Raw genomic sequence first — 23962 nt, 5'->3', positions numbered from 1 at the left:
GCGGGAATAGTGGTTTACTACTCAGGAAAGCTTGTTCAACCGAGGAAGAGCGCCATGTCTCAAAGCCAGTCGCGGCCCACGAGCCCGACCAACTGGCAACCCAACCAGCAGGAGCGGGAAGGTCTCTGGATCTTCACGCGCGTGCGCGACTTCATCGACAACATTGCCAACACCTCACCGGCACGTTTGGCGTTGACCGTCTTTGCCGTGGTGATCCTGATTTTCACCGGTTTGTTGTCCCTGCCCGCCGCTTCCTCCGCGGGCACAGTCACACCCCTGCACCAGTCCATGTTCACGGCAGTCTCCGCCGTCTGCGTGACCGGACTGACAGTAGTTTCCACGGCCACACACTGGACCTTCTTTGGTCAGCTGGTTATTTTGGTGGGCATCTTCGTCGGAGGTCTCGGCACACTAACTCTTGCCTCGCTGTTGGCCCTCATGGTCAGCAAGCGGCTGGGGGTGCGCGGCAAGCTGATCGCCCAGGAAGCCATGAACAACGCAGGCAGGCTCGGCGAGGTCGGTACGCTGCTGCGCATCGTCATAGTCACGTCCGTGGTCATTGAAGCCGCTCTGGCCATAGCCCTGATTCCCAGATTCATGGTGCTGGGCGAAGACTTCTGGCAGTCCGTGTGGCACGGCGTCTTCTACTCCATTTCAGCGTTCAATAATGCAGGTTTCACGCCACACTCCGATGGCATCGTCCCCTACGAAACGGACCTCTGGATCCTCATTCCGCTCATGTTGGGCGTCTTCCTCGGAAGCTTGGGCTTTCCTGTGGTGATGGTGCTCCAGCAAAACGGGCTGAACTGGAAAAAGTGGAATCTCCACACCAAGCTCACAATCCAGGTCTCGTTCATCCTCCTCGCGGCAGGCACGGTCCTGTGGGCCTTGATGGAGTGGGACAACGTGCGGACCATCGGCCACATGGACATGGGCGACAAAGTGATCCATTCGTTGTTCGCCTCCGTGATGACCCGCTCGGGCGGTTTCAACCTTGTGGACCAAAACCACATGGAATCCACCACCATGCTCCTCACCGACGCCCTCATGTTCGCCGGTGGCGGCTCAGCGTCCACGGCGGGCGGCATCAAGGTGACAACCATCGCGGTCATGTTCCTGGCCATCATGGCCGAAGCCCGCGGCGACGCCGACGTGAAGGTCTACGGACGCACCATTCCGCAGGGCACTATGCGGGTGGCCATCTCGGTGATCGTCGCCGGAGCCACCCTGGTGTCGGTGGCGGCATTCCTCTTGCTCTCCATCAGCGGCGCCTCACTTGACCGTGTGCTCTTCGAATCCATCTCCGCCTTCGCCACCGTGGGGCTGAGCACCAACCTCAGTGCCGAGCTGCCGCCGTCGGGCGTTTACGTGTTAACCGCACTGATGTTCGCAGGCCGTGTTGGGACCGTAACCCTCGCGGCCGGGTTGGCCCTGCGCCAACGCAGCCAGCTGTACCACTACCCGGAAGAGAGGCCAATCATTGGCTAGTACCACGGGGGCGGCCAACCGCCCCGCCCACAACGCACCAGTGCTGGTGATTGGCCTTGGCCGGTTCGGTTCTGCGACCGCTGAGCAACTGGTCAAGCAGGGCCGTGAAGTCCTGGCGATCGAACGTGACCGCACCCTCGTCCAGAAGTGGGCGCCTGTGCTCACGCACGTCGTGGAAGCCGACGCCACCAACATCGATGCCCTGCGCCAGCTCGGTGCCCAGGAATTCAGCTCAGCGGTGGTGGGTGTTGGTACGTCCATCGAGTCCTCCGTGCTCATCACCGTGAACCTGGTGGACCTGGGCATCCAGCACCTCTGGGTCAAGGCCATCACGCCCTCGCACGGCAAGATCCTCACCCGGATCGGCGCCAACCACGTGATCTATCCCGAGGCCGATGCCGGCGTCCGCGCAGCCCACCTGGTATCCGGGCGAATGCTGGACTTCATCGAGTTCGACGACGACTACGCGATCGTCAAGATGTACCCGCCCAAGGAAACCGTGGGCTTCACTTTGGAGGAATCCAAGGTGCGTTCGAAGTATGGCGTGACGATCGTCGGCGTGAAAACCCCTGGTGAGGACTTCACGTACGCCCGGCCGGAAACCAAAGTGTCCGGCCACGACATGTTGATCGTGTCCGGACACGTGGACCTGCTGGAGCGCTTCGCAGCGCGGCCGTAGGGGCGCGGCCGTAGGGGCGCGGCCGTAGGGGCTAGCCGAGCTGTTTGGTGATCTCTGCTGCCCGGGCGGCTGCCGCGCGGGCGCCGTCGGCGATGATCTTGGGGATCCCGCCGTCGTCGAAGGCCGCGATGGCCCGCTCGGTGGTGCCGTTGGGGCTGGTGACGGCGATGCGGAGGGCAGAGGGGTTTGCTCCCGGTTCGGCCAACATGAAGCCAGCACCTGCCACGGTTTCGCGGGCAAGCATCACGGACAGCTCCTCGTCCAAACCGAGCTCCACGCCAGCCGCAGCCATGGCTTCGGCGAGGTAGAACGCGTAGGCCGGGCCGGAACCGCTGATAGCGGACAGCGCGTCCACCTGTTCTTCGGGAATCTGGACCACCGTGCCGGCGCCAGCCAGCGCCTTCTTCGCCTTCTCCAGCTGCTCAGGCGTGCAATGAGTACCCGGGGAGACAGATATGACGCCGCGGCCCAATCTTGCGGGCGTGTTGGGCATGGTGCGGATCACCGGCTGGCCTTCCGGTAGCGCCGCTTCGAGCTGGGCGATGGAGACCGCCGCTGCGACACTGACAACGATCGTGTCCTTCCCCAACGCGGGGCTGATCTCCCGGGCCAGGTCCAGGATGCCCACCGGCTTGACGCCCAGGATGACCATGCTGGAGCCTTTGGTGGCCAATTTGTTGTTGTCCGGTTCCTCCTCGCCTGCGATGGCCATGACCCCATGGCGCTGTGCGAGTTCGTCCGCCCGCTCGGCACGGCGGACGGTGGCGACGATGTCGGACGGGTCCGTCCCGGCGGCAAGCAGGCCTCCCAGGATTGCCTCGTTCATGGATCCACAGCCAAGGAATGCGATTCGGTTGCTCATGGCTCCATCATTGCAGTTGGCCTTGGACGGGGTCTAACGGATTCCAGATTCCCAGCTTGCTCCCAAGGTTATTGCAGGCAGCACTCATTCTTGGTCCGTAACTTAGTAGTTACCTCATTGAGGGTGCGAGTGATGAAGGCGGGCATGGGGATGTCCGCCAGCAGCACCGGTGGCCGGGCGGGTTTTCCCCCATTTCCCGATTCGGCCGCCGGTGCTTTCGCATTTAAGCGCTGTCATCAAGGACCGGCGCTGGTGTACAGCGCACGACGTCGGTTAGTTGTCTACGCTGCGCAGCAACGGGACGCTGAGGTGCTGACGGGCGAAACGCAGGGTTTCTGCCAGCATTTCTTCGCGCTCCCCCGCTACCTTCGCCTTGCGGGTTGAAATCTCCGCCACTACGACGCCGTCGAAACCCGTGGTTGCCAAATGCTGCAAGGCATCGGCACACTGCTGCGTTCCGGTGCCGGGCACCAGGTGCTCGTCTTTGCCGGAACCCGAGCCGTCGGTGAGATGCACGTGCCTGAGCTTGTTCCCCAATGCCTTGATGGCTTCGAGACTGTTGGCCCCGGCAGTGGCGGCGTGCGAGAAGTCCCAGGTGACGTCGTCGTAATCCTGGCCCAAGGGGTCCCAGTGCGGCAGGTAGGCCACCGCCTCGCGTCCACGAACGCGCCACGGGTACATGTTCTCCACGGCAATGCGCACCCGGTACCTCGCCGCGATTTCACGAACGCCCTCCACGAAGTTCTCCGCGTAATTGGACTGCCAGCGAAACGGCGGGTGGACCACTACGGTGTCGCAACCGACGTCCGCGGCCATTTGGCAGGATTTCTCGATCTTGTTCCACGCCGTGCCCCAGACCTGTTGTGTCAATAACAAGGTGGGGGCATGGATGGAGACGATCTCCTGGTGGTACCGGTGGCTCAACTGGATCAGGGCGTCGGGGTTCTGGCTCACCGCGTTGTTGGTGACCATCACCTCAACACCCTCGTAACCCAGGTCCTGCGCCACTGCGAAGGCGTCGTGGACGCTCAGAGGGTACACGGAGGCGCTGGACAGCGCCACGGGAATCTGGCGGTCATTCACTTCAGGTTCGACGTCGTTGCTCATCTCAGGAGGCCAGCCCCCCTGCCACGGGGGCTGGGATGGGTGATGGGGACGGTGTATTCACAGGGACGGGGAATTCTTTGAACCCCGGGTGGGGCTCTTCTTTGTCCGGGATCTTGCCGGCTTCCTTGGCTGCCTTTTTCTTGGATTTGTCCTTCTTGCGCTTGCCCACGTGCGGCGCCGGATCCAGGGCTTCCTCGAACACCAGCTGGTCAAGGCGGCGCAGGATCAGGCCTTCACGAAGGGCCCAGGGACAGATTTCCATCTTGGGGAATTCAAAGAGCTCAAGGGCCGCTTCAGCAACGAGGGCGCCCGCCAACAACTGTCGGGCGCGCGCATCGGAGACGCCGGGAAGATACAACCTGTCCTCGACTGTCATGGCAGAAATCCGCTGCGCCCACAGCCCCAGGTCTGCTGCGTGGAGCTCGCGCTTCACGTACGGTCCGGCAGCGCTGGGGGCTGCACCGGCGATGCGGGCCAAAGAGCGGAACGTCTTGGAGGTGCCGGCCACCAGGTTGGCGCGGCCCAACTCATGGAAGTCTCGGACCACCGGTTTCAGAGTGGACCGAATGTAGCGGCGCAGTTCCTTCACGCTCTTAGCAGTGGGCGGATCATCGTGGAGCCAGTCCCGGGTCAAACGGCTGGCGCCCAGGGGAACGGATGTGGCGTACTCGGGGAGTTCATCAGTTCCATACGCCATTTCAAAGGAGCCGCCCCCGATGTCCAGGTCAAGGATGGGACCTGCGCCCCATCCGTACCAACGCCGTACGGCGAAGAAGGTCATTGAGGCTTCTTCGCTGCCCGTGAGTTCCTGGAGGGTCACCGTGGTTTCGTGCTTGACCCGGGCCAGAACGTCCGGACCGTTGGTTGCTTCGCGAATGGCCGAGGTACAGAACGCCAGGAGGTCCTCCGCCTTGTGGCTGGCCGCGAACTCCCAGGCTTCCAGGACGAACTCGATGAGCTCGTGCTGGCCGGCGTCGTTGATGTTGCCATCGCCGTCGAGGTACTGCACCAGCGAAAGGGGGCGCTTGTGGGAAGCAAAAGCTACCGGACGCGCGCCGGGATGAGCGTCCACCAGCAGTAGATGGACGGTATTGGACCCGATGTCGAGAACGCCAAGACGCATTCTGCCATTATTCACCGATTCGAAGCCCGTGAAGCAACTTGGCGACGACGTTTCGCTGACCGGATGGTTACCGGCAGCTTGGTCGACCGCTATTCGGCGGACTCCCCTGCTTCGTCGGCACGCTTGAAGTCGCGGCGAATGTTCGCAATGCCCTCGGGGTCGATTTCGAAGCCGAATTCGCTTCCCGGGTTGATGACCATGCCGAGTTCGTCTCCGATGTTTCCCAGGATCGCTGAACCCATGGTGCCCAGGACGTGCGGGGCTGCTTCGAGGAATCGATCATCGACGCGGCTCGGGTGGCTAAAGACGGCCAGAACGGGCTGGCCGTCGGCGTTGGAGAGCACCAAGGGCTCCACCGAGGAGTCGGGTCCGTCCACGGCTTCCGAGCTGACGAGGTAGACCTCGTTATTGAGGAAAGCGAGGATGACGTCCACCGGGTTCGCGTCCGGCTGTTCGGCCGAAGCGAGCTTCGCCTCGAGGTCGTTCAAGGGTTCGTTGTCCGGAGAAACCGTCTGTTCAGTCATGGTTCTACTCGACCACGATGCCGGCCGGGACGCAATTCGCGAGTGCTGCCCCGGCCGTCATGGTGACTACTTTTTGGCTGTGGCCTTCTTGGCCGGTGCCTTGCGGGTGGTGGTCCGCTTGACCGGCCCTTTGGCCCGCTTTTCCGCCAAAAGCTCGACGGCGCGTTCCCGGGTCAGCTCCTCAAGGGAGGTTGTGCGCGGGACGGTGATGTTGGTGACGCCGTCGGTGATGTAGGGGCCGAAGCGGCCTTCCTTCACCACAATGTTCTTTTCGGAGACGGGGTCCGGACCAAACTCGGCCAGCGGCGGTACAGAGGCGCGGGCGCCACGCTGCTTGGGCTGCGAGTAGATCTCCAGGGCCTGTTCCAGGGTGATCGTGAAGATTTCCTCTTCCGAACCGATGGAGCGGGAGTCCGTGCCCTTCTTCAGGTACGGCCCGAAGCGGCCGTTTTGCACCGTGATGGGGTTGCCATCCGCATCCTCGCCGAGGACCCGGGGCAAGCTCATGAGCGCGAGGGCTTCATCCAAGGTGACCGAATCCACGGTCATGGACTTGAACAGCGAACCGGTACGCGGCTTGGCCTTCACAGGCTTCTTGGGAGGCTTGGGCTTGCCGTTCTTGTAGTACTCCACAGGCTGGTTGGCCAGCTGTTCCTCGGTCATCTCAGGGATGATCTCGGTGACGTAGGCACCGTAGCGGCCATTCTTGGCAACAATCGTGTGGCCGGTGTGCGGATCGGCTCCCAGGACCCGTTCCTCGGGGGCTGCGGTCTCCATGAGCTCTTTGGCCTTGGCGGCCGTGAGTTCGTCCGGAGCGAGTTCCTCGGGGACGTTTGCCCGTGCGGACTCAACCACTTCGCCGGTCTTCGCATCCAGGGTGGGGATGGAGCTTTCCAGGTATGGGCCGAATTTGCCCACCCGCAGCGTGATGCCGTCGGCGATGGGCACGGAATTGATCTCGCGGGCATCGATTTCGCCGAGGTTGTTCACGATGCTCAGCAGGCCGGGGTCTGCGTCTTCACCGTAGTAGAAGTGCTTGAGCCAGGCAGCACCCACGGCTTGGCCGTTGGCGATTTTGTCCAGGTCGCCTTCCATGTCTGCCGTGAACTCGTAGTCCACGTAATCCGTGAAGTGCTGTTCCAGCAAGCGGATGACGGAGAATGCGATCCAGCTGGGAACCAGGGCAGAACCTTGCTTACGAACGTAGCCACGGTCCTGGATGGTGGAGATGGTGGATGCGTAGGTAGAGGGGCGGCCAATGCCCCGCTTTTCCAACTCGGCGGTCAGTGACGCTTCCGTGTAACGCGGCGGCGGCGAGGTTTCGTGGCCAACAGCCACGATGTCCGAAGCCGTCAGGGAATCATCCTTGGCAACGTTGGGCAGACGGCGGGCTTCATCGGATTCCTCATCACCACGGCTCTCGTCCTTGCCCTCTTCATAGGCTGCGAGGAAGCCGGGGAAGGTAATGACCGTGCCGGAAGCGGAGAACTCGGCGTCGCGACCGTCAGCAGCCACGGCACCGAGGCGGATGGTGGCCGTGGAACCCTTGGCGTCGGCCATCTGGGAGGCGACCGTGCGCTTCCAGATGAGCTCGTAGAGGCGGAACTCATCACCGCTCAACTGCTTGGCAACCTGTGCGGGAGTGCGGAAGGAGTCTCCCGCGGGACGGATGGCCTCGTGAGCTTCCTGGGCGTTGGCAGCCTTGTTGGCGTAGACACGGGGGCTCTGGGGCACGTACTCGGGACCGTAAAGCTCGGACGCTTGGCGCCGGGCTGCCGTGAGCGCTTCGTCGCTCAGGGCGGACGAGTCGGTACGCATATAAGTGATGTAGCCGTTTTCATACAGGCGCTGGGCAACCTGCATGGTGCTCTTTGACGAGAAGCGGAGCTTACGGCCGGCTTCCTGCTGCAGCGTGGACGTGGTGAACGGCGCGGCGGGGCGGCGGGTATACGGCTTGGTGTCTACAGAGCGGACGCGGAAATCAGCGTTCTCCAGACCGGTAGCCAAGGACGTGGCGAGTTCCTCGTTGAGGTGCACCACGTTTGAGGAGGTGAGCTGCCCATTGTCGTTGAAGTCCCGGCCACTGGCTACCTTGGAACCGTCCACGGCGGCAAGCTTGGCCTTGAAAGAACCCGAATCTGAACCGAACTGGCCCGTGAGGTCCCAGTAGGATGCGGCCCGGAAGGCCATGCGTTCGCGTTCCCGGTCAACCACCATGCGGGTCACCACGGACTGGACGCGGCCAGCGGACAGTCCGCGGGCAACCTTGCGCCACAACACGGGGGAAATCTCGTAGCCATAGAGGCGGTCAAGAATACGACGTGTTTCCTGGGCATCCACCAAAGCGGTATCGACATCCCGGAGGTTGTCCATGGCGCGGTGGATGGCTTCCTTGGTGATTTCACCGAAGGTCATGCGGTAGACGGGAACCTTGGGCTTCAGGACCTCCAGGAGGTGCCACGCGATGGCTTCGCCTTCGCGGTCCCCATCAGTTGCGAGGTAGAGGGCGTCAGCGTCTTTCAGCTGGGCCTTGAGCTCGGCGACCTTTTTCTTCTTGTCCGGAGAAACAACGTAGTACGGCTTGAAGTCGTTTTCGATGTCGACAGCGAACTTGCCCAACGAGGTCTTCTTCAGCTCGGCAGGGAGGTCCGACGGCTGCGGGAGGTCCCGGATGTGGCCGATCGAAGCCTCGACGATGAAGCCCTCGCCAAGATACTTGGCGATGGTCTTGCTCTTGGCGGGAGACTCCACGATCACGAGTTTCTTGCCGGTTTTTGCCTTGCTGGGCACGGTGCTCCTACAGAAAAAATGTGTAATTGGGCTGGTGCCCATATTGGCCTAGTTCACCATAGTTTGCAGAATCCTGCGTTTTGGTGCGGAAACCAGGACGGACATTCGAAGACCCTGCGGGTCTGTTACTGACCGGGCGCTACCCGGTCATCCGGGATCATCGACCACAAGGTTGCCACACGTTCAGCACCTTCCGGTATCCGGGTCGGATCCTCGAGTTCATACTCCCGCAGGACCGCGCGGATTCTGTCCAAAAGTTCCCTGCGTTGCGGGTTGGTCAAGTACAGCAGGTTGCTGGAGAGGACCACCGCTGCCGGCTCTTCACCCGTTTCGCCCCGTTGACGGCGTTCCCCGCGGGCCTTGGCGAAGGCCGAAGCCCGGCGTCGGAAGGCATCCAACTCAAGGTCGACCACCGCAATCTCAGGGCTGGCGACGCTGCCTCCCGAGATAGTGAAGTCAGTACCAGCGGCTTTCCAGCGGCGTTCCCGGGCATCGCCTGCGTTTTCCGCTGGTGCCACGATCCCCCATTTCTGCAGGGCCCTGAGGTGGTAGCTCATCGCGCTGGGCGTCAGACCGGTCCTGGCAGCGAGTTCGGTGGCTGTGTGGCTGACCTGTGTGGCATAGAGCTCAGAGATAACCTCAATCCGGGCGGCGTGCGCCAATGCACGGATAGCCTTGGGATCAGTGATCTCAACCGTCTTCTCGGCACGCTTCCGCCGAGGAACGTCGCCTGACGCCTGGGATGTTTCGTTGTTCGCAGTCACTTCATCAGTGTAGTCAGGGTCACTTCCGGGAGGTCCGGTGGTTGCTGAGCGCGGCACCCCGCCCCGGATCATGGGCTGACCCGCGTCGGGTCCGGAAGCAGGAACCCGTCCAGGACCAGGTTGGTGACGTCGCGGAAAAGCCCTTCGCGGAAGGATTCTTCGTCGAAGTCCTCACCCCCGCCCAGGAGCGATACCAAAGCCGAGACGATCTGCCGGACCGACAATTGGCCGTCGCAGGCGGAGACGAACCCGGCCAGCTCAGTACTGAGCAGATTGGTCCGGCGAAGTCCGGCCCCCTGCCTCAGGAGGATCACCCCGGGATGAAGAGCTCCGGGACGCTGGTGCCGTTCTTCGGTGACGTCCTCGGCAACCACCAAGTGCGCCTCCGTGACCGAATATGCGGCCACCCAATCAGCCCGTTCCACGGCAGCACCCAGATGCGCCCCGATCGGCTGCTCTATTGGGTATGTGATTTCCTCGAAGCGGCTGATGATGACCTCGAGGGGTGCCTCCGGGCGGCGCAGCCAAATCATGCCGAAGCCAATACCTTGGACGTTCCTGGAAGCAAAGTCGTCCAGATAGGCGGCGTACGCTTCCTGGTATTGCTGGCCCTCGCGGTTCTGGGATGCGTCCTGGAGCCAAGTCTCCGCGTATTGCTCGGGGCCCACCTGCTCCCGTTGGATGAACCAGGCGTCCAAACCTGAGTCCTGGAGCCATGCCCTCGGCCGGTCCTTCCAGTCCGTACCAGAAGTAACCTCCCAATTGCCGAGCATTTGCGCTGTTCCGCCGGGCTCGAGGACCTCGGCCAGGGACTGTACGAGGGACGCCACGATTTCGTCGCCGGGAAGGCCGCCATCGCGGTACGTGAACTGGTCCGCCGACGATTCCTCGCCCGTTCGCGGAGTGATGACGAAGGGCGGGTTTGATACCACCAGGCCGAACTGCTCCCCTGCTACCGGTTCAAGGAGCGATCCAAGCCGCAGGCTCACACGACCCTCCAAGTTGCTGGGGTCCAGCTCCAGTTCAGCCGCGTTCAGCAAAAGGTTGAAGCGGGTGAATGCGAGTGCCCTCTCAGAGATGTCCGTGGCCGTGACGTGCTCGCAGTGATGGAGCAGGTGAAACGTCTGGATACCGCAGCCGGTACCCACGTCCAGCGCACGTTTGCTGTGCTTCCTGAACGTGGTTTGGACCAGCGTTGTGGAGGCACGTCCAATTCCCAGGACATGGTCATGTCTCAACACTCCCGGCTGCTGGTGGGCTGCGAGGTCGCTGGCGACCCAGAGCTCAGCACCGCCACTGCCATCAGTGTTGGTGTCCCAGCCGTAGGGGCGCAGGTCCACCTTGGCCTTGGCCATCCCGGATTCCACGGTGATCAGCCCCAGCTCCTCAAGGCCTTGAGAACGGATGCCGGGGAGGGCGAAATCGATGTCCGCTACGGACTGCGGAACAGCGAGCAGCCAGAGACGAACAATCACTGCCTGTGCCCGGAGGTTCGGGTCCTCGGAGTCCATAAGCCGTTCACTGGCCAGGAGCGCAGGAATCAGCTGGTCCCTGCTAAGTGCCTCCGAGGCGGATGCTCCCAGGAGTTCAGCCACGCCATCCACCGTGTAGGAGATGGCCCGAAGGTCTGCGGCGAGCGCCGAAAGCAGTTCGGGGCGGTCACTGCGGGGAGCATCGGCAGTACTGCCGGAGGTAAAGGAGGAAGCTGTGTCAGTCACCTTGCAAGTGTAGGGGCGACGCACTATGCCTATTGATCCTGGACCTGCGCTATGTGGACAATCGCGATGGGTGGACAGCCGCGCCAGTTGGACAAAGGCCCCTGCTGGAACCCGGTAGCGTTGGATTCATGCTCAACTTCTCCTCCACAAGGCGCCGTGCGGGCCTTGTTGCCATCACCGCCGCGGCACTGCTGGGAGTCTGCGGCTGCCAGGCACCGGTCAACATCGAAGATGCGGACGTTCCTGCCTGGAAGGAAAAGGTCCTCCCCGCGGCGAGCGGCGTGGTGTTGGAGGACTCCGGCAAGATCCTTAACCGGAACCCGTTGGTCAAGGAATCGCCCAGCGTCCCTGCCGGAAGCTACACGCTCACCATGGCGTGCGATGGGGGCGGCAAGGCGTACTTCGCGGTTTCTTCGGGCGGCAACAAGATCGCGGACGCGGCTGCAGCATGCAATGGCAGCCTCGATGTGGTGAAGATCAAAGTGCCCGGCCCCGGTCCTCTCACCATCTCAACGAGCAGCGTCGACGCTCCGCTGATCTTCGCCTACCACGTGGTTCCTGCAGCCGCCTAGTCCGGGCGCGTACTTGCCCTGATAGCTCTTTGGCCCGTGGCTGTACGGGCGTAAAGTCAGTGCATGGGCAGCAAGGCAGCTCGCTCGGTGATTCCACATCGGCTGGCGAGAGCCGCCGTCGTAATCCTTATTGTGCTGGGCGGCAGCCTGACGGCGTGCGAATACACCTATGACGAGGACGGAAGGCCGGACGCCAGCCCCACCTCAACATCAGGCAATGTGGTTCTTCCGCCTGATCCAGCCCTGGAGGAGACTGTCACTGGCGAGGCGCTCGAAGAGTGGGCGAAGTCGGCCTTGCCCGAGTCCCAGGGGCAGTCGTTCTACTCAAGCAGCGGCTACCTCAACCCCGGCGAGTCCAGGTCTGAGCAAACAGTGCAATTGCCGGGTGGGACGTATGCGGTGACGCTGGCCTGCCGTGGCACCCGCCGGGTGACTTTTTCGGTCAAAGTGGGCGAGGCCGAACTGGTGGACCTGACTCTGGGGTGCGCCAACGCGCGTGTGAGCGTGGTCCAGCTGGAAAAGGACGCCATCCTTTCCATCACGGTCGGAGCCAGGTCGGATGCCAACTTCGCCTATCGAGTGAGCCGGCTCTGACTCAGGTATCAGGCCGCTTCGCAGCCTCCAGGGCAACGGAGCGTGTCCGGGCTGGAGGCACATTCCTCGCAGTACAAGGTCAAAGTACGGCAACTAAGGTTTGAGCAGTTCTCGAATTTGTTGGTGGGAGCAGCACAGCGGACGCACTCACCGATGGTCTTGGCGTCCTCGCTGAACTCGACGTGCATGCGCTTGTCGAAGACGTAGAGGGAGCCTTCCCAGAGGCCTTTGTCCTTGAACGTCTCGCCATAGCGGACGATCCCGCCGTCCAACTGGTACACCTCTTTGAAGCCTCTGTTGACCATCAGGCTGGACAGCACTTCGCAGCGGATTCCGCCGGTGCAGTAGGTGACAACGGGCTTGTCCTTGAGGTCGTCGTATTTGCCCGAATCGAGTTCCTTGATGAAATCGTGGGTGGTGTCCACGTCAGGAACGATCGCATCCTTGAACTTGCCGATCTGCGCTTCGAACGCGTTCCGGCCATCGAAGAACACCACGTCTTCGCCACTGGACTTCTTGGCATCCACCAGCGCGTGAAGTTCTTCAGGTTGGAGGTGCTTCCCGCCGCCCACCACGCCGTTAGCGTCGACCTTCAGCTCACCTGGCGCACCGAACGACACGATCTCATCGCGAACCTTGACGCTGAGGCGCGGGAAATCTGCGGCGCTTCCTTCGGACCACTTGAAGTCGATGTCATGAAACCCCTTGTATTCACGAGTGGTCTTCACGTACTGCTTCATGTTGTTGAGCTCGCCGCCCACCGTGGCGTTGATGCCGTCCTTTGAGATGAGGATCCTGCCGGTGAGGCCCAGCTTTTCGCACAGGGCACGCTGCCACAGACGCACGGCGTCGGGGTCGGCGATCGGGGTAAAGCCATAGAAGAGCACAATTCGGTTCAAAGCCACTGTTAAAGGGTACTTGGTGCAGTAAAATCCGTTCGCGCTGGCGTTCTTTCCGGGTGGAGCGGCCGGCGGGAAGTCACAATTCCATAAGCAACCATCCCCGGGCTGACGTGGCCCTGTTGCTTCACGGGGTGCTGGCATACTCTCTCTACATGAGTCCAGACGCCTTGGTTGAAGACATTGCGCACCTCTTGGAAGTCTGGGTAGCCGGTTGGTCCGGCTGCCGCGGCTATGAATCACGCCAAGAGGGACGCTTCCCTGCCGCACTTCGCGCCGACAAAACCGGTGATTGGGAGTATTTCGCCCATGACCCTTCCGACGAAGAGTTCGCCGCCCTGGCGGACAAGACCGCAGAATCCCCAAACCGGATCCTTACGGTCCTCACCAACGACGTCCAGCGGTACAAATATCTCGCTGAACAGCGTGGACTCACCGTGACGTCCGCGTCCCAGACCATGATGATCGTGGACATGGAAACCCAGGATTCCGAAGATCCGTGGCTCCCTGACGACGACTTGGAGCTCGCTACCTCCGAATCGAACGGCGTCCATCACGCTGTGGTCCACTCCGGCGAACGGGTTGCTGCCAGCGGCCGGGTCTACGTAGTCAATGGCACAGCCGTCTTCGACAAGATTGTCACCGAACCTGATTTTCAGCGCCGTGGACTGGGCAGCTTCATAATGAAGGCCCTCGCGGCCCAAGCTTTCGCGCACGATGTGGAAAACGGTCTGCTCCTGGCATCGCTGGACGGCCAAAAGCTCTACTCCCATCTGGGATGGGACGTGGTGTGCCATGTCCTCATGATGTCCAGTGGTGCCGAAGGATCGGATCTGTCAGGAGCGTAGAAACTCCCGATTAACAGCCAAGCCCCGCGGCGGCGCTCCAGGGTGCTGCCGTCGGCGTGCCCGCACAGTGACAGAATGATTCGGTGGCTGCACCAAATTCACTGATCTCCTTGCTGGGCCGGACGCCGGACCCGGAGCAGTTGCGCCATGTCCACACCATCCCGGCCCGAAAAGCGGTCAACGAGCCCTGGCCCAGCTGGGTCCACCCGGATGTGGTGGCAGCGTACGGCACCCTCGGCATCCACGAACCATACCGGCACCAGATCCAGGCGGCAGACCTCGCCCATTCCGGGCAGCACGTTGTCATCGCCACCGGAACTGCCTCCGGAAAGTCGCTTGCCTACCAGCTGCCCGCGTTGGACGCGATACACCGTTCCGAGCTGCGTGTCCTGTCCGATCCCGGCAAGATCCACGACGACGGCGCAGTCACGCTCTATCTGTCCCCTACCAAGGCCCTGGCAGCAGACCAGCTCGCAGCGATCCGCTCGCTGAAATTGCCTACGGTCCGTGCAGAAACTTACGACGGCGACACTGACGTCTCGTCTCGGCGCTGGATCCGTGACCACGCCAATTTCATCCTGGCCAATCCGGACATGCTGCACTTCGGTATCCTTCCCAACCACACGTGGTGGGCCCGGTTCTTCCGACGGTTGCGCTACGTCATCGTGGATGAAGCACATAGTTACCGCGGTGTCTTCGGCTCGCACGTGGCCAACTTGATGCGGCGCCTCCGCCGGATTTGCGCTTACTACGGCGCGGGGACCTCCTTCCCTGAGCCGGTATTCATTGCCGCTTCCGCCACTGCTTCCGATCCCGGGGTTTCCTTTGGGCGGCTCATCGGCGCTCCCGTGCGGGAAGTTTCCGAAGACTGCTCCCCACACGGTTCCACCACGGTGGCGTTCTGGGAGCCCGCCCTGACGGACGTCAAAGGCGAGAACGGTGCCAAACAGCGGAGGACGGCCGTAGCTGAAACTGCGGACATCCTGGCCAACCTCGTTTCCTCGCGTGTAAGGACCATCGCGTTCATCAAGTCGCGTCGCGGCGCCGAGTCCATAGCATCCATCACCAAGAGACTGCTGGACGAGGTGGATCCAAGTCTCCCCGGGCGGGTGGCCGCTTACCGGTCCGGGTATTTGCCCGAGGAACGGCGGGCCTTGGAGCAGGCTCTAAGGTCCGGCCAGCTGCTGGGGGTCTCAAGCACGTCCGCTTTGGAACTTGGAATAGACATCTCGGGACTTGATGCCGTGCTGGTGGCCGGGTGGCCTGGCACACGGGCCTCGCTCTTTCAGCAGATCGGCCGCGCGGGGCGTGCAGGGCAGGATGCCATTGCCGCTTTTGTGGCCAGCGACGATCCCCTGGATACCTATCTGGTGAACCACCCGGAAGCCATCTTTGATGTTTCCGTGGAAGCCACTGTCTTCGATCCGGGCAACCCCTACGTCCTTGGCCCACACCTGTGCGCGGCGGCAGCCGAGTTGCCGATCGGGCCAGCGGAGCTCGACCTCTTCGGCCCCACAGCCGAGGGCCTTCTTGATCGTTTGGTCATCCAGGGTTACCTCCGAAAGCGACCTGCGGGGTGGTTCTGGACCCACCCGGAGAGTGCTGCCGGGATGGTGAACCTCCGTGCAGACGGGGGTGGGCCCGTCAGCATCGTGGATGCCGAGACGGGGTCCCTCCTCGGAACCATGGACTCACCACAAACCCACTATCAAGCCCACACGGGCGCCATCTACGTCCACCAGGGCGAGAGTTACCTGGTGGAAGACCTCAACGAAGCCGATCACTGCGTCATGGTGCGTCGGGTAAACCCGGACTTCTACACCACGGCACGGGATGTGACCCAGATCGAAGTCCTTGAAACCTCGCGCTCGGTCCAGTGGGGTGATATCACCGTGCACTTCGGCGACGTCAAAGTGACCACCCAAGTGGTCTCCTTCCAGCGCAAGGCATTGATCTCAAATGAGATCCTCGGTGAGGAACCCCTCGATCTGGGAGCCCGGGACCTGTTTACCAAGGCCGTCTGGTTTGTGGTGGACAACCGTTCCCTGCACGGAGCCGGACTGGTGGAAGCGGAATTCCCCGGGGCGCTGCATGCCGCTGAACATGCTGCCATTGGGCTCCTCCCCCTGGTGGCATCCAGTGACCGCTGGGACATCGGTGGCGTCTCCACCGCCCTTCATGCCGACACCGGGGTGCCAACGATCTTCGTTTACGACGGCCATCCCGGTGGTGCCGGATTCGCTGAGCGGGGCTTTGAGAAGGCCAAGATATGGCTGACAGCCACCCGGGAGGCAATCAAGGCCTGCGAGTGTGATGCCGGCTGTCCGTCCTGTGTTCAGTCCCCTAAATGCGGCAACAAGAACAACCCGTTGGACAAGGCAGCCGCCATCACACTCCTGGGCGTCTTACTGAAGGACGCCAGCTAGGCACCGTCTGGAACCCGGCCCGTCCTGCACTAAGCCGTCCGATTTGGCCGCTTACGGAGGAGGGCCCGCACGTGCTCGGCCAGTGGCAACGCCCCACTGGAAGGGCTGCGCCAGTTCGGTGCTTACCTCGACCACGTCCCCGCCGGCTACCGTGCAGGACGTGAGCTTCGCATCGTGCTTTCCGGCCACGCCTGATGCCACAGCACAGGGTTCCCCGGAGGTAAGGCCGCGGGCAGCATCTGCTGCGGCCAGCGCTGCGAGGTCAGCCGCCGACGCGGCCCGGGATGCCATCGACCCCGCCTGCGCCAGGAGGAGCAGCCCAAGAAGCAGCGCCATCACCACCGCTCCCAATGTCAGGGCGAGCACGGTTCCAGCACCGCGTTCATGCTGGGGATCCGCCCGGACCTTCTTCACGGGGTGCCCGATTCTGCCCGCGCCGACGCCGAGGCTGTCAGTGTCCACGGGATAAGCGGGCCCAAGGTTCCGCCTACTGGTGACGAAGCTGTCACGGTCAGCCATTCGCCGTCGTCGGTCAGCGACGAGCTGACGCCGTCACCGGCGAGCCGCTTGACGATCACTGCCACTGAACCGGAGGTCTCACCCCGGGCTGATGCCCGGGCGCCCGCCCTCGCCGCTTCCTCCAGCCGGAGTTGGGTGATACCTGCGGCGCCGCCTGCCAGCAGGAATGCCAGGAGCAGCACAACGGCCGGCAAGGCGACTGCGAACTCGGCAGTGACAGCGCCCCGTTCCGTCTCGTTCCGGGACGTTCTCCCGCGAGCAGGCGGCACCTGCGTCATGGCAAGGACAAGGCCGTACGGATAAGGGTGAGCAGGAAGCCGCGGACCTCCTCGCTCCGAAGGATGACTACAAGCAGGCCCGCGAGCCCAACAGCAGCGAGGGTAGCTATGGCGTATTCGGCAGTGGCCATGCCCGCCTCAGAGCCGATCAGCCTTGTCCTTGCCCAGAAGCCATCGTCAGCGAGTTGCCTGTCCTCGAAATCCTCAAGATCGTCGAATCCCAGTTCGAACTGCCCGAGTTCGTCCTCGAGATCGAATCGCTCGAGGTCATTATGTTCAAGCTCGTACTCGGAGAGCTCGTACTGCTGGGTTGTCGCCGGTTCTCCGGAAGGAACCCTCGGGTCTTCAACAGGAGCCGGACGATCCCGGGGCAGATCACAGAAAATGTCAGGAAGGGTAGTTTTCACAGGGGGTTCCTCTCAAGAAGTGCCAGCGGAACTGCCGACAGAATCGACTCTTCCGTGGCTTGGGGTTGCCCGGAAGAAGACGATTCCTGCAAGTGGATAACCCCTCCTCTCCGGCTGGATGTGGAGGAAAGGTTGTAGCCGCGGACAACACACGGACATAAGCACGAAGCTACCCGGCACTAGGCATACCGGGCGCTTCTGAAGCGCGTTCTCCGCGTTTCAGGAACTGCTCCCCGTTCAGCCAGAGGGAAGCATGGCGATCAGAACGGGGACGATGCCGAGGCAGATAAAGGCCGGCAAGGAGCAGAGGCCCAAAGGAACCACAAGCTTTACGCCGAGAGCAGCGGCTCGCTTCTCCGCGGCCCGAAACTGCTCGCGCCGTTCCCTCGCGGCCTGTGCATAGAGGATGGAGGCAGACGGCGCACCGGTCAGGGCTGCGAATGCCAGAGCATCCTTGAGGCGGACTACTTCGGGCGCATGCCTGACGGGCGTCCGCCAGGCAGACTCCCAGTCGGCGCCAATGGCCAGTGCGGCAACAACGGGTCGGAGTGATTGTCTGACCGGGGGTGAGGCACACTGTGCGATAAGTTCCAGGGCCCGCCCAATTCCAGCTCCGGCGTCGAGCATCGAGGCCACCAGCTCAAGCATCATTGCCGTATCGCGGAGCCCGTCCGCTAGTGGGTCAACGTGGGTTGATATTGACGACTCCTGCGGCGCTTCAGAATCCCTGCCCCGAGGACTCAACTGCCGCAACTGCGTCTTTATCCGCGTTGGTGAGGCGAAGCTGAGGAATGCGGCCAGCGCCAACACAGCGATCATCAACACCAACGGAGCTCCGGACATCAGTGGCCTTCAGCCGCAGACGCGACCAGCCGCGAGGACCAAACCCGGCCGGCCGCCGTCAGGAGGAGTCCAGCCGCAAAGGTGGCAACACCCATGAAGTTGTTCAGCAAGATCCCCAATGGATCCACGCCCAATGCCATCCCCAGGACCAGTCCGAAAACCGGGAGCCACGACAACAGCCGAACGGTAGCCTTGGGCCCTGCGAGCGCCGTCTGACGTGCGGCTTCGGAGTCTTCTTCGGCTTCCAATTGGGCTGCAAAACGGGTGAGGAGGTCGGCTAGCGGACAGCCGCTGGTTTCCGCGATGTCCAGGCATGCTGCCAGTTCCATCCACACGCGGCGTTCAGGACTTCCGCGTCGCGGATATGCCTTTGCTGCGGTGCCACGGATGGCTTCAGCTGGAGAATTTCCCAGGGTGGAAGCGGCCCGCGCTGCCGCCAGAACTTCCAGCGACTCGTGGGACAGCCCGGCGTTCCCCTTCTCCGCTGCTTGGGCCGTCCCACCGTCCGCGATCTGCCGTGAACCATGGACAATCCATAGCTCTTCCCACAGCCTGGACGTACTCCGCCCACCGCGCAGGAGTGCCGCGAGCTGTTGCACCAGCACTACCAGCGACAATGGCTCAGTCCGCCTGTGCCGCCGTGGACGCCCGGGCCACAGCGCCACGCGAGCCATGGTGGCCCCCATCCGGCCTTCCGGATCCCCAAGACTCGTCCGAATTCTTCGGCTGCCGGCCCGTTGGCCCCTGAGCTGCAACCATGCCGCAAGTGCCGCAATGAGGACGAACGCCCCGATCATTGGCGGTCCCCGAAACGTTGCATCCCCGGGCGAAGTGACCCGCTTGATGTCGGATTGGTCGCCAGCGAGGCCCTGTGTTGTGGCAGATCGTCTTGTGGTGGCAGATCGGTTTGTTGTGTCAAGTCGTCCATTTCAAGCGGCGCCAGGGAAAGCCGGACGGCAAGTTCGGACCACGCTGGCCCGTGTGTCATTCCTGACGAGCTCCAGCGGAGGGCTGGCACCACTTTCTGGCCCTCCCGGGTATCGGCCACTACACCGATGGATGCCACTTTCCGTCCCGACTGGGTTCTGTCCACGTGAATCACGACGTCCAAGGCACTGGAGACCTGCAACCGGACGGCTTCGGCGTTCAAACCTGCCAAGGCGCCGAGGGCCACCAATCGTGCCGGCACGGCCTCAGCTGTGTTGGCGTGGATGGTGCCACCGCCGCCAGTGTGGCCAGTGTTGAGTGCAGTCAACAATTCGCGGACTTCAGCGCCGCGGCATTCTCCTACTATCAGTCTGTCCGGCCGCATGCGCAGTGCTTGGCGGACCAGTTCTCCGAGGTCCAGCACCCCTCCACCCTCAAGGTTTCCGTGACGCGATTCCAGCGTCACCACATGCGGGTGGACAGGGTTGAGCTCGGCGGCGTCTTCTATGAGCACCAACCGCTCCGCCGGATGACTCAGCCCGAGCATGGTGGAAAGCAGGGTTGTCTTCCCTGAGCCCGTGGCACCGCTGATGAGGAAACTTAGTTTGTGCGCCATGATGGCGCGGAGAACCGACTCGACGTGCTCCGAAAACATGCCACGTTCCCTCAACTCCGCGAGAGTAAAAACCTCTTCCCGGCGGATGCGGATGGACAACAGTGTCCCTGCTGTTGATATCGGCGCGAGGACTGCATGCACCCGATAGCCGCCATTGAGCCGAACGTCCACGCAGGGGGAACCGTCGTCCAACCGCCTGCCCCCGGCTGAAACCAAGCGGACGGCCAGCGACCTGATCTGTTGTTCCGTGTCGAAGCGAACTGATGAACGTTCCAGGCCGTTCCCTCGGTCCATCCAGACTGAGTCAGGGCCGTTGACGAAGATGTCCGTGACAGCAGGATCCTGGGCGAGTTGCTGAAGGGGTCCCAGCCCGTTCAGTTCCGCGTTGATGGACTCCGCGGCTTCCATCGCTCCGGCAGTACCCAGTAACCTGCCACTTGCCTGCACAGCTGCTGCAACCGTAGACGGTGTTACGGGCCCGTTCCCTGCGAGCACTGATTCCCTGACAGTTTCAAGAAGAACGGAGTCCAGCCTGCGGCCCTGCCGGCGGCGGGTATCCTCGGCGAAACGGCTCATTGGATGGCGCCGTTCAACTCCAGTACAGAACCGGCGAAACGGCTGACCGGCTTTCGGCGTCCGAGTTCCAGCAATCGTCCACATTCGGTGCCGGCTGCTACGCCACGCATCTCGGGGAGGACGCCCAGCAGCGGCAACCCCAGTGACTCGGCGATCAGTGGAGCGTCCACGGACGTTGCGCCTGTACCGCGGACCAGGAGTCCGGCGTCGATGGGTGGAAGCTCGTTGAGGACGCGCGCGGCCGCCACTGCGGATTTGAGGTGGGCCTTGGTCAACAGTAAGATCTTGTCGCAGTCCCACGCGAGCGTCCCGAGTCCTTCCCCACTGCGTCCGAGGTCCACCAGAATGAGTTCGAAGCTCCGGCGTGCGGCGTCAACCACGGCAGCTACAGCGCCGGCCGTGGGGACTTGGACCGGTTCCCGGGTTCCCGGCCATGACAGGTAGGCGAAGCCCCCGGCCACCGGCAGTGAGTCCCGGAACTGGGAGGGATCAATGCTACCGCGGGTTTCGGCGAAGTCCGGCCACCGCAGGCCGGGAATCTCGTCGGCCGTTACCGCCAGTTCAAGGCCTCCACCCCAGCGATCGCCATCGATGAGCACAGTGTTGACGCCATGCCCGGCCGCAGCTTGGGCAAGCCAGATTGCGGTGGTGGTAGCTCCCGCCCCGCCGCTGCCACCAATGATTCCCATGACCGTGCCTCCGGGGTCGGGAGAACCGGACATGCTGAGGTGTTCAGCCAGCCATGCGGCTGCCTCGGGAAGGACGGCGACCCGCTCAGCTCCCAGCGCAGCGGCTAAGCGCCATAGCCCGTCACCTTCAGAGGCTTTGCCGAGCAAAACTGTGGGAGCCCTTCGCCTCGGCGGCAACTCACGGATATCGCTGCCCACCAAAACGACGTCGGCGTTGTCCCACCCGTGGACGGCTTCCGTCACGTCCACAGCCGTTCTCAGACTTCCACCTGCGGCTGCGACTATCCGTTTGGCCTCTTCCTGAAGGTAGGGGTCGCCGGAAACAAGCAGGATTCCGACGGCTTCGCGCGGCACCCAGGATGCGTCCGGGTCCCCTTGCGCTGTTTGCTTGCTGGTTTGCCTGTGCCGACGATCTCGCTTGCTCATGGCATCCACACTCGTTGAATCGACCGAGCCAAATAAGGCTCGAATGCCCGTATGTGCACAACATGGCGCGCCCGTGGCTGTGGAGGAGCAGTCGCTCCACGCCAGAGCCATGCTAGAGCAACGGACCAGAGCAACGCACCACAGCACACCTCCGCGCAGGGCAGAATGGACACCATGTATTTGCTGCTTGCCGCCCACCAGGAAGGCGCAGCCATACAAAGGATCTCCCCCGCGGGGAAAGCTACCGCTGACGCGCGCGTCGTCACCCGTGGCGAGTTGCCCGGCGTCGTGCGTGAATTCGAAACCCAGCGTCCCCGCTGGGTGTGGCATCGCGCCCAGGACTGGTATCCGGAACTGCTGACCCATGGCATAGAGCTGGAGCGTTGCCATGATCTCGCGCTATGCGGGGCCATCTTGGCCCACTCGGAATTCACGGCCCAGACGGACTACGCCAAGCATGCGGTCAAGCTGACCCAGGACGACGACTCGACACCGCCGCGGGCCCTTCAGCCCCCTCCACCGCCCGCGGATCAAGGCGCGCTCTTTGAGGACCTTTCGCCGTCCAGCCCCAAAGCCGGGTTGGCTGAACTCAAGAAGGAGTTTGCAGCCCAGCAGCTCGCGGTCTCCCAGGTCTCCACTGAACACCAGCAAAGGCAACGACTTCAGCTGCTCCTCGCCGCCGAATCAGCCTGTGCCATCATCGCCGTCGAGATGCAGCACGCCGGCGTCCCTTGGCGCGAAGAGCTGCATCAGCAGATCCTCGCCGACGTCTTGGGTCCCCGGCCGCCGCTCGGGCACCGTCCGTCGGCGCTTGAGGCTCTCTGCGCCGAGCTCAGGAGCATCCTCAACTCCCCCAGCCTGAATCCTGACTCCCCGCAGGAACTCATGCGCGCCTTGCACCGGAACGGAATCGAGGTGAAAAGCACCCGGCAATGGGAGCTTCAGGAATCGAAACACCCTGCCATCCCGCCGCTGCTCGCCTACAAGAAGCTCTCCCGCCTGCACACCGCCAACGGTTGGTCCTGGCTGGACGCGTGGGTGCGTGACGGGCGGTTCCACCCTGAGTATGTGGTGGGCGGAGTCGTGTCAGGTCGCTGGGCTTCCCGGGGCGGCGGCGCACTGCAAATCCCGCGCAACATCCGGGCAGCGGTCCACGCGGATCCAGGTCACAAACTCATCGTCGCCGATGCATCACAACTGGAGCCGAGGGTCCTCGTGGCACTGGCCCAGGACACGAAAATGGCCGAGGCAGCCCGTGACAAGGACCTCTACGCCGGCATCGCAGCCCAAGGCTTTGGTGGTGACCGTGCAAAGGCGAAAATTGCGCTCTTGGGAGCCATCTACGGCGCAACTACGGGCGAGTCGGGAAGACTCATGCCCCAGCTCACACGCACCTACCCGCGTGCCGTCGGGTTCGTGGAGCAGGCTGCTCGTGAGGGCGAAGCAGGCCGGACAGTCACCACGCGGCTGGGCCGGAGCAGCCCACCACCGTCGGCTGGTTGGTTGCGGAGCCAACAATCCACCACTGCCGAGGAACAGCGCCGCGCTGACAACCTGGCCCGGTCCAGGGGCCGTTTCACCCGCAACTTCGTAGTCCAAGGCTCAGCTGCTGAATGGGCGGCGTGCTGGCTGGCGGAATTACGACGGCGGTTGAGGACTTCGCGCGCCGAAGGCTCACCTATCGGGGAACTCGTCTTCTTCCTGCACGACGAAGTGATGGTTCACGCACCCGACCACGCGGTAGACGCTTGTATCCGGGCCATCGAAGAAGCGGCAACAGCGGCGAAGGAACTCATGTTCGGGCGGATCCCTGTGGAATTTCCGGTGAGTGTCGCTGTCGTCGATTCTTACGACAAGGCGAAGTAGCCGGACCATAGCCGGAAGCCGCGGGACTATCCAGTCATATCTCGCCAGATGAGCCGGAATGACCCGACAATGACGGGTACCGCGAAGTAACTTTAGATCGTCCCCGGTTCTGGATACTTTCACTATGTGGATGGTTTTGCCGGTCCACATCTACGTGCAAGGAAGCATCTTAAGGGGGAAGCATTTCGATGGCTGGCAGGTTTGAGATTCTCAATGACAACGACGAAGGATACCGGTTCCGGCTGACAGCGGCCGACGGAACGATAGTGGCCGAATCACCCACGTTCACGCACCTCGAGGGCGTGGTTGCCGGGATCAACGCCGTGCGGGAAAACGCCGCAACCGGACTGATCGTGGACCGTTCTACAGCTGCCCGCAAGGCTGCATAGTCCACCTCCGGCAAGACCTGTTAACGGTCGTT

Annotated in this window: 23 protein-coding genes; 8 read left to right on the top strand and 15 right to left on the bottom strand. The window is 62.7% G+C overall.

Translation table 11 applies throughout. The annotated features are described in order from the left end of the window. The first annotated feature begins 54 nt into the window (after window positions 1–54). Window positions 55–1488: a TrkH family potassium uptake protein gene (locus AC0J5Z_RS06590; RefSeq protein WP_475038310.1), complete on the top strand. Its 1434-nt coding sequence runs from the start codon at window positions 55–57 to the stop codon at window positions 1486–1488. 40 nt (window positions 1489–1528) lie between these two features. After that, the gene (locus AC0J5Z_RS06585; protein WP_011775951.1) at window positions 1529–2167 is read left to right on the top strand and encodes a potassium channel family protein; all 639 of its coding nucleotides are present in this window, start codon (window positions 1529–1531) and stop codon (window positions 2165–2167) included. 31 nt (window positions 2168–2198) lie between these two features. On the opposite strand, the gene proC is transcribed toward AC0J5Z_RS06585, so the two are convergent. The 7 genes from proC to AC0J5Z_RS06550 all read right to left on the bottom strand — a co-directional run bounded on the left by proC (window position 2199) and on the right by AC0J5Z_RS06550 (window position 11055). Beyond that, window positions 2199–3029, bottom strand: coding sequence for a pyrroline-5-carboxylate reductase (gene proC, locus AC0J5Z_RS06580; protein ID WP_475038308.1), 831 nt, complete (start codon window positions 3027–3029; stop codon window positions 2199–2201). A 273-nt stretch (window positions 3030–3302) separates the two neighbouring features. Next, window positions 3303–4136: a sugar phosphate isomerase/epimerase family protein gene (locus AC0J5Z_RS06575; protein WP_402935199.1), complete on the bottom strand. Its 834-nt coding sequence runs from the start codon at window positions 4134–4136 to the stop codon at window positions 3303–3305. A 1-nt stretch (window position 4137) separates the two neighbouring features. Further along, a complete protein-coding gene (locus AC0J5Z_RS06570) occupies window positions 4138–5259 on the bottom strand; it encodes a Ppx/GppA phosphatase family protein (RefSeq protein ID WP_475038307.1) in 1122 nt (373 codons plus the stop codon). An 89-nt stretch (window positions 5260–5348) separates the two neighbouring features. Further along, the gene (locus tag AC0J5Z_RS06565; RefSeq protein ID WP_475038306.1) at window positions 5349–5783 is read right to left on the bottom strand and encodes an SseB family protein; all 435 of its coding nucleotides are present in this window, start codon (window positions 5781–5783) and stop codon (window positions 5349–5351) included. A gap of 66 nt (window positions 5784–5849) precedes the next feature. After that, the gene (gene topA, locus AC0J5Z_RS06560; RefSeq protein ID WP_475038305.1) at window positions 5850–8573 is read right to left on the bottom strand and encodes a type I DNA topoisomerase; all 2724 of its coding nucleotides are present in this window, start codon (window positions 8571–8573) and stop codon (window positions 5850–5852) included. Window positions 8574–8698: 125 nt separating this feature from the next. Continuing rightward, window positions 8699–9409: an ArsR/SmtB family transcription factor gene (locus tag AC0J5Z_RS06555; RefSeq protein ID WP_475038304.1), complete on the bottom strand. Its 711-nt coding sequence runs from the start codon at window positions 9407–9409 to the stop codon at window positions 8699–8701. Further along, window positions 9406–11055 carry a DUF7059 domain-containing protein gene (locus AC0J5Z_RS06550; protein WP_475038303.1) on the bottom strand — a complete coding sequence of 550 codons (1650 nt, stop codon included), beginning with the start codon at window positions 11053–11055 and terminating at the stop codon, window positions 9406–9408. The genes AC0J5Z_RS06555 and AC0J5Z_RS06550 overlap by 4 nt, the downstream gene beginning before the upstream one ends. Before the next feature lie 128 nt (window positions 11056–11183). Here AC0J5Z_RS06550 and AC0J5Z_RS06545 point away from each other — a divergent pair, with 128 nt between their 5' ends. Together AC0J5Z_RS06545 and AC0J5Z_RS06540 are read left to right on the top strand one after the other, a co-directional pair. Continuing rightward, entirely contained in the window at window positions 11184–11627 is a 444-nt protein-coding gene (locus AC0J5Z_RS06545; RefSeq protein ID WP_475038302.1) for a hypothetical protein, read from the top strand. A 63-nt stretch (window positions 11628–11690) separates the two neighbouring features. Continuing rightward, window positions 11691–12221, top strand: coding sequence for a hypothetical protein (locus tag AC0J5Z_RS06540; protein WP_475038301.1), 531 nt, complete (start codon window positions 11691–11693; stop codon window positions 12219–12221). A gap of 8 nt (window positions 12222–12229) precedes the next feature. Here AC0J5Z_RS06540 and trhO read toward each other — a convergent pair whose 3' ends face one another. Further along, window positions 12230–13126, bottom strand: a complete 897-nt coding sequence (gene trhO / locus AC0J5Z_RS06535; protein WP_475038299.1) for an oxygen-dependent tRNA uridine(34) hydroxylase TrhO — start codon at window positions 13124–13126, stop codon at window positions 12230–12232. A 149-nt stretch (window positions 13127–13275) separates the two neighbouring features. Between trhO and AC0J5Z_RS06530 the strand changes: the two genes are divergently transcribed. Together AC0J5Z_RS06530 and AC0J5Z_RS06525 are read left to right on the top strand one after the other, a co-directional pair. Continuing rightward, window positions 13276–13968, top strand: a complete 693-nt coding sequence (locus tag AC0J5Z_RS06530; RefSeq protein ID WP_475038298.1) for a GNAT family N-acetyltransferase — start codon at window positions 13276–13278, stop codon at window positions 13966–13968. A gap of 83 nt (window positions 13969–14051) precedes the next feature. Next, on the top strand, window positions 14052–16394 hold the full coding sequence (locus AC0J5Z_RS06525; RefSeq protein ID WP_475038297.1) for a DEAD/DEAH box helicase: 2343 nt from the start codon (window positions 14052–14054) through the stop codon (window positions 16392–16394). A 51-nt stretch (window positions 16395–16445) separates the two neighbouring features. On the opposite strand, the gene AC0J5Z_RS06520 is transcribed toward AC0J5Z_RS06525, so the two are convergent. The 7 genes from AC0J5Z_RS06520 to ssd form a co-directional block, all read right to left on the bottom strand. Continuing rightward, window positions 16446–16730, bottom strand: a complete 285-nt coding sequence (locus AC0J5Z_RS06520) for an Rv3654c family TadE-like protein (protein WP_475039607.1) — start codon at window positions 16728–16730, stop codon at window positions 16446–16448. A gap of 74 nt (window positions 16731–16804) precedes the next feature. After that, entirely contained in the window at window positions 16805–17191 is a 387-nt protein-coding gene (locus AC0J5Z_RS06515) for a TadE family type IV pilus minor pilin (RefSeq protein ID WP_475038296.1), read from the bottom strand. Then, complete coding sequence (locus AC0J5Z_RS06510; RefSeq protein WP_475038294.1) at window positions 17188–17598, bottom strand: DUF4244 domain-containing protein; 411 nt, start codon at window positions 17596–17598, stop codon at window positions 17188–17190. Before AC0J5Z_RS06510 ends, AC0J5Z_RS06515 begins: the two co-directional genes overlap by 4 nt. A 237-nt stretch (window positions 17599–17835) precedes the next feature. Beyond that, complete coding sequence (locus tag AC0J5Z_RS06505) at window positions 17836–18441, bottom strand: type II secretion system F family protein (protein ID WP_475038293.1); 606 nt, start codon at window positions 18439–18441, stop codon at window positions 17836–17838. Then, window positions 18441–19238, bottom strand: coding sequence for a type II secretion system F family protein (locus tag AC0J5Z_RS06500; RefSeq protein ID WP_475038292.1), 798 nt, complete (start codon window positions 19236–19238; stop codon window positions 18441–18443). The genes AC0J5Z_RS06505 and AC0J5Z_RS06500 overlap by 1 nt, the downstream gene beginning before the upstream one ends. Beyond that, window positions 19235–20560 carry a TadA family conjugal transfer-associated ATPase gene (locus AC0J5Z_RS06495; RefSeq protein WP_475038291.1) on the bottom strand — a complete coding sequence of 442 codons (1326 nt, stop codon included), beginning with the start codon at window positions 20558–20560 and terminating at the stop codon, window positions 19235–19237. The genes AC0J5Z_RS06500 and AC0J5Z_RS06495 overlap by 4 nt, the downstream gene beginning before the upstream one ends. Then, the gene (gene ssd, locus AC0J5Z_RS06490; RefSeq protein WP_475038289.1) at window positions 20557–21675 is read right to left on the bottom strand and encodes a septum site-determining protein Ssd; all 1119 of its coding nucleotides are present in this window, start codon (window positions 21673–21675) and stop codon (window positions 20557–20559) included. Before ssd ends, AC0J5Z_RS06495 begins: the two co-directional genes overlap by 4 nt. A gap of 174 nt (window positions 21676–21849) precedes the next feature. Here ssd and AC0J5Z_RS06485 point away from each other — a divergent pair, with 174 nt between their 5' ends. Both AC0J5Z_RS06485 and AC0J5Z_RS06480 read left to right on the top strand, forming a co-directional pair. Then, the gene (locus AC0J5Z_RS06485; RefSeq protein ID WP_475039605.1) at window positions 21850–23541 is read left to right on the top strand and encodes a bifunctional 3'-5' exonuclease/DNA polymerase; all 1692 of its coding nucleotides are present in this window, start codon (window positions 21850–21852) and stop codon (window positions 23539–23541) included. Window positions 23542–23729: 188 nt separating this feature from the next. Next, on the top strand, window positions 23730–23930 hold the full coding sequence (locus AC0J5Z_RS06480) for a YegP family protein (RefSeq protein ID WP_475038288.1): 201 nt from the start codon (window positions 23730–23732) through the stop codon (window positions 23928–23930). The last annotated feature ends 32 nt before the right edge of the window (window positions 23931–23962 follow it).

This window comes from Paenarthrobacter sp. TRD_SC_7 (assembly GCF_056156245.1).
Note: the sequence above shows the minus strand (reverse complement) of the source record. Positions and strands in the feature narration are given on the sequence as shown.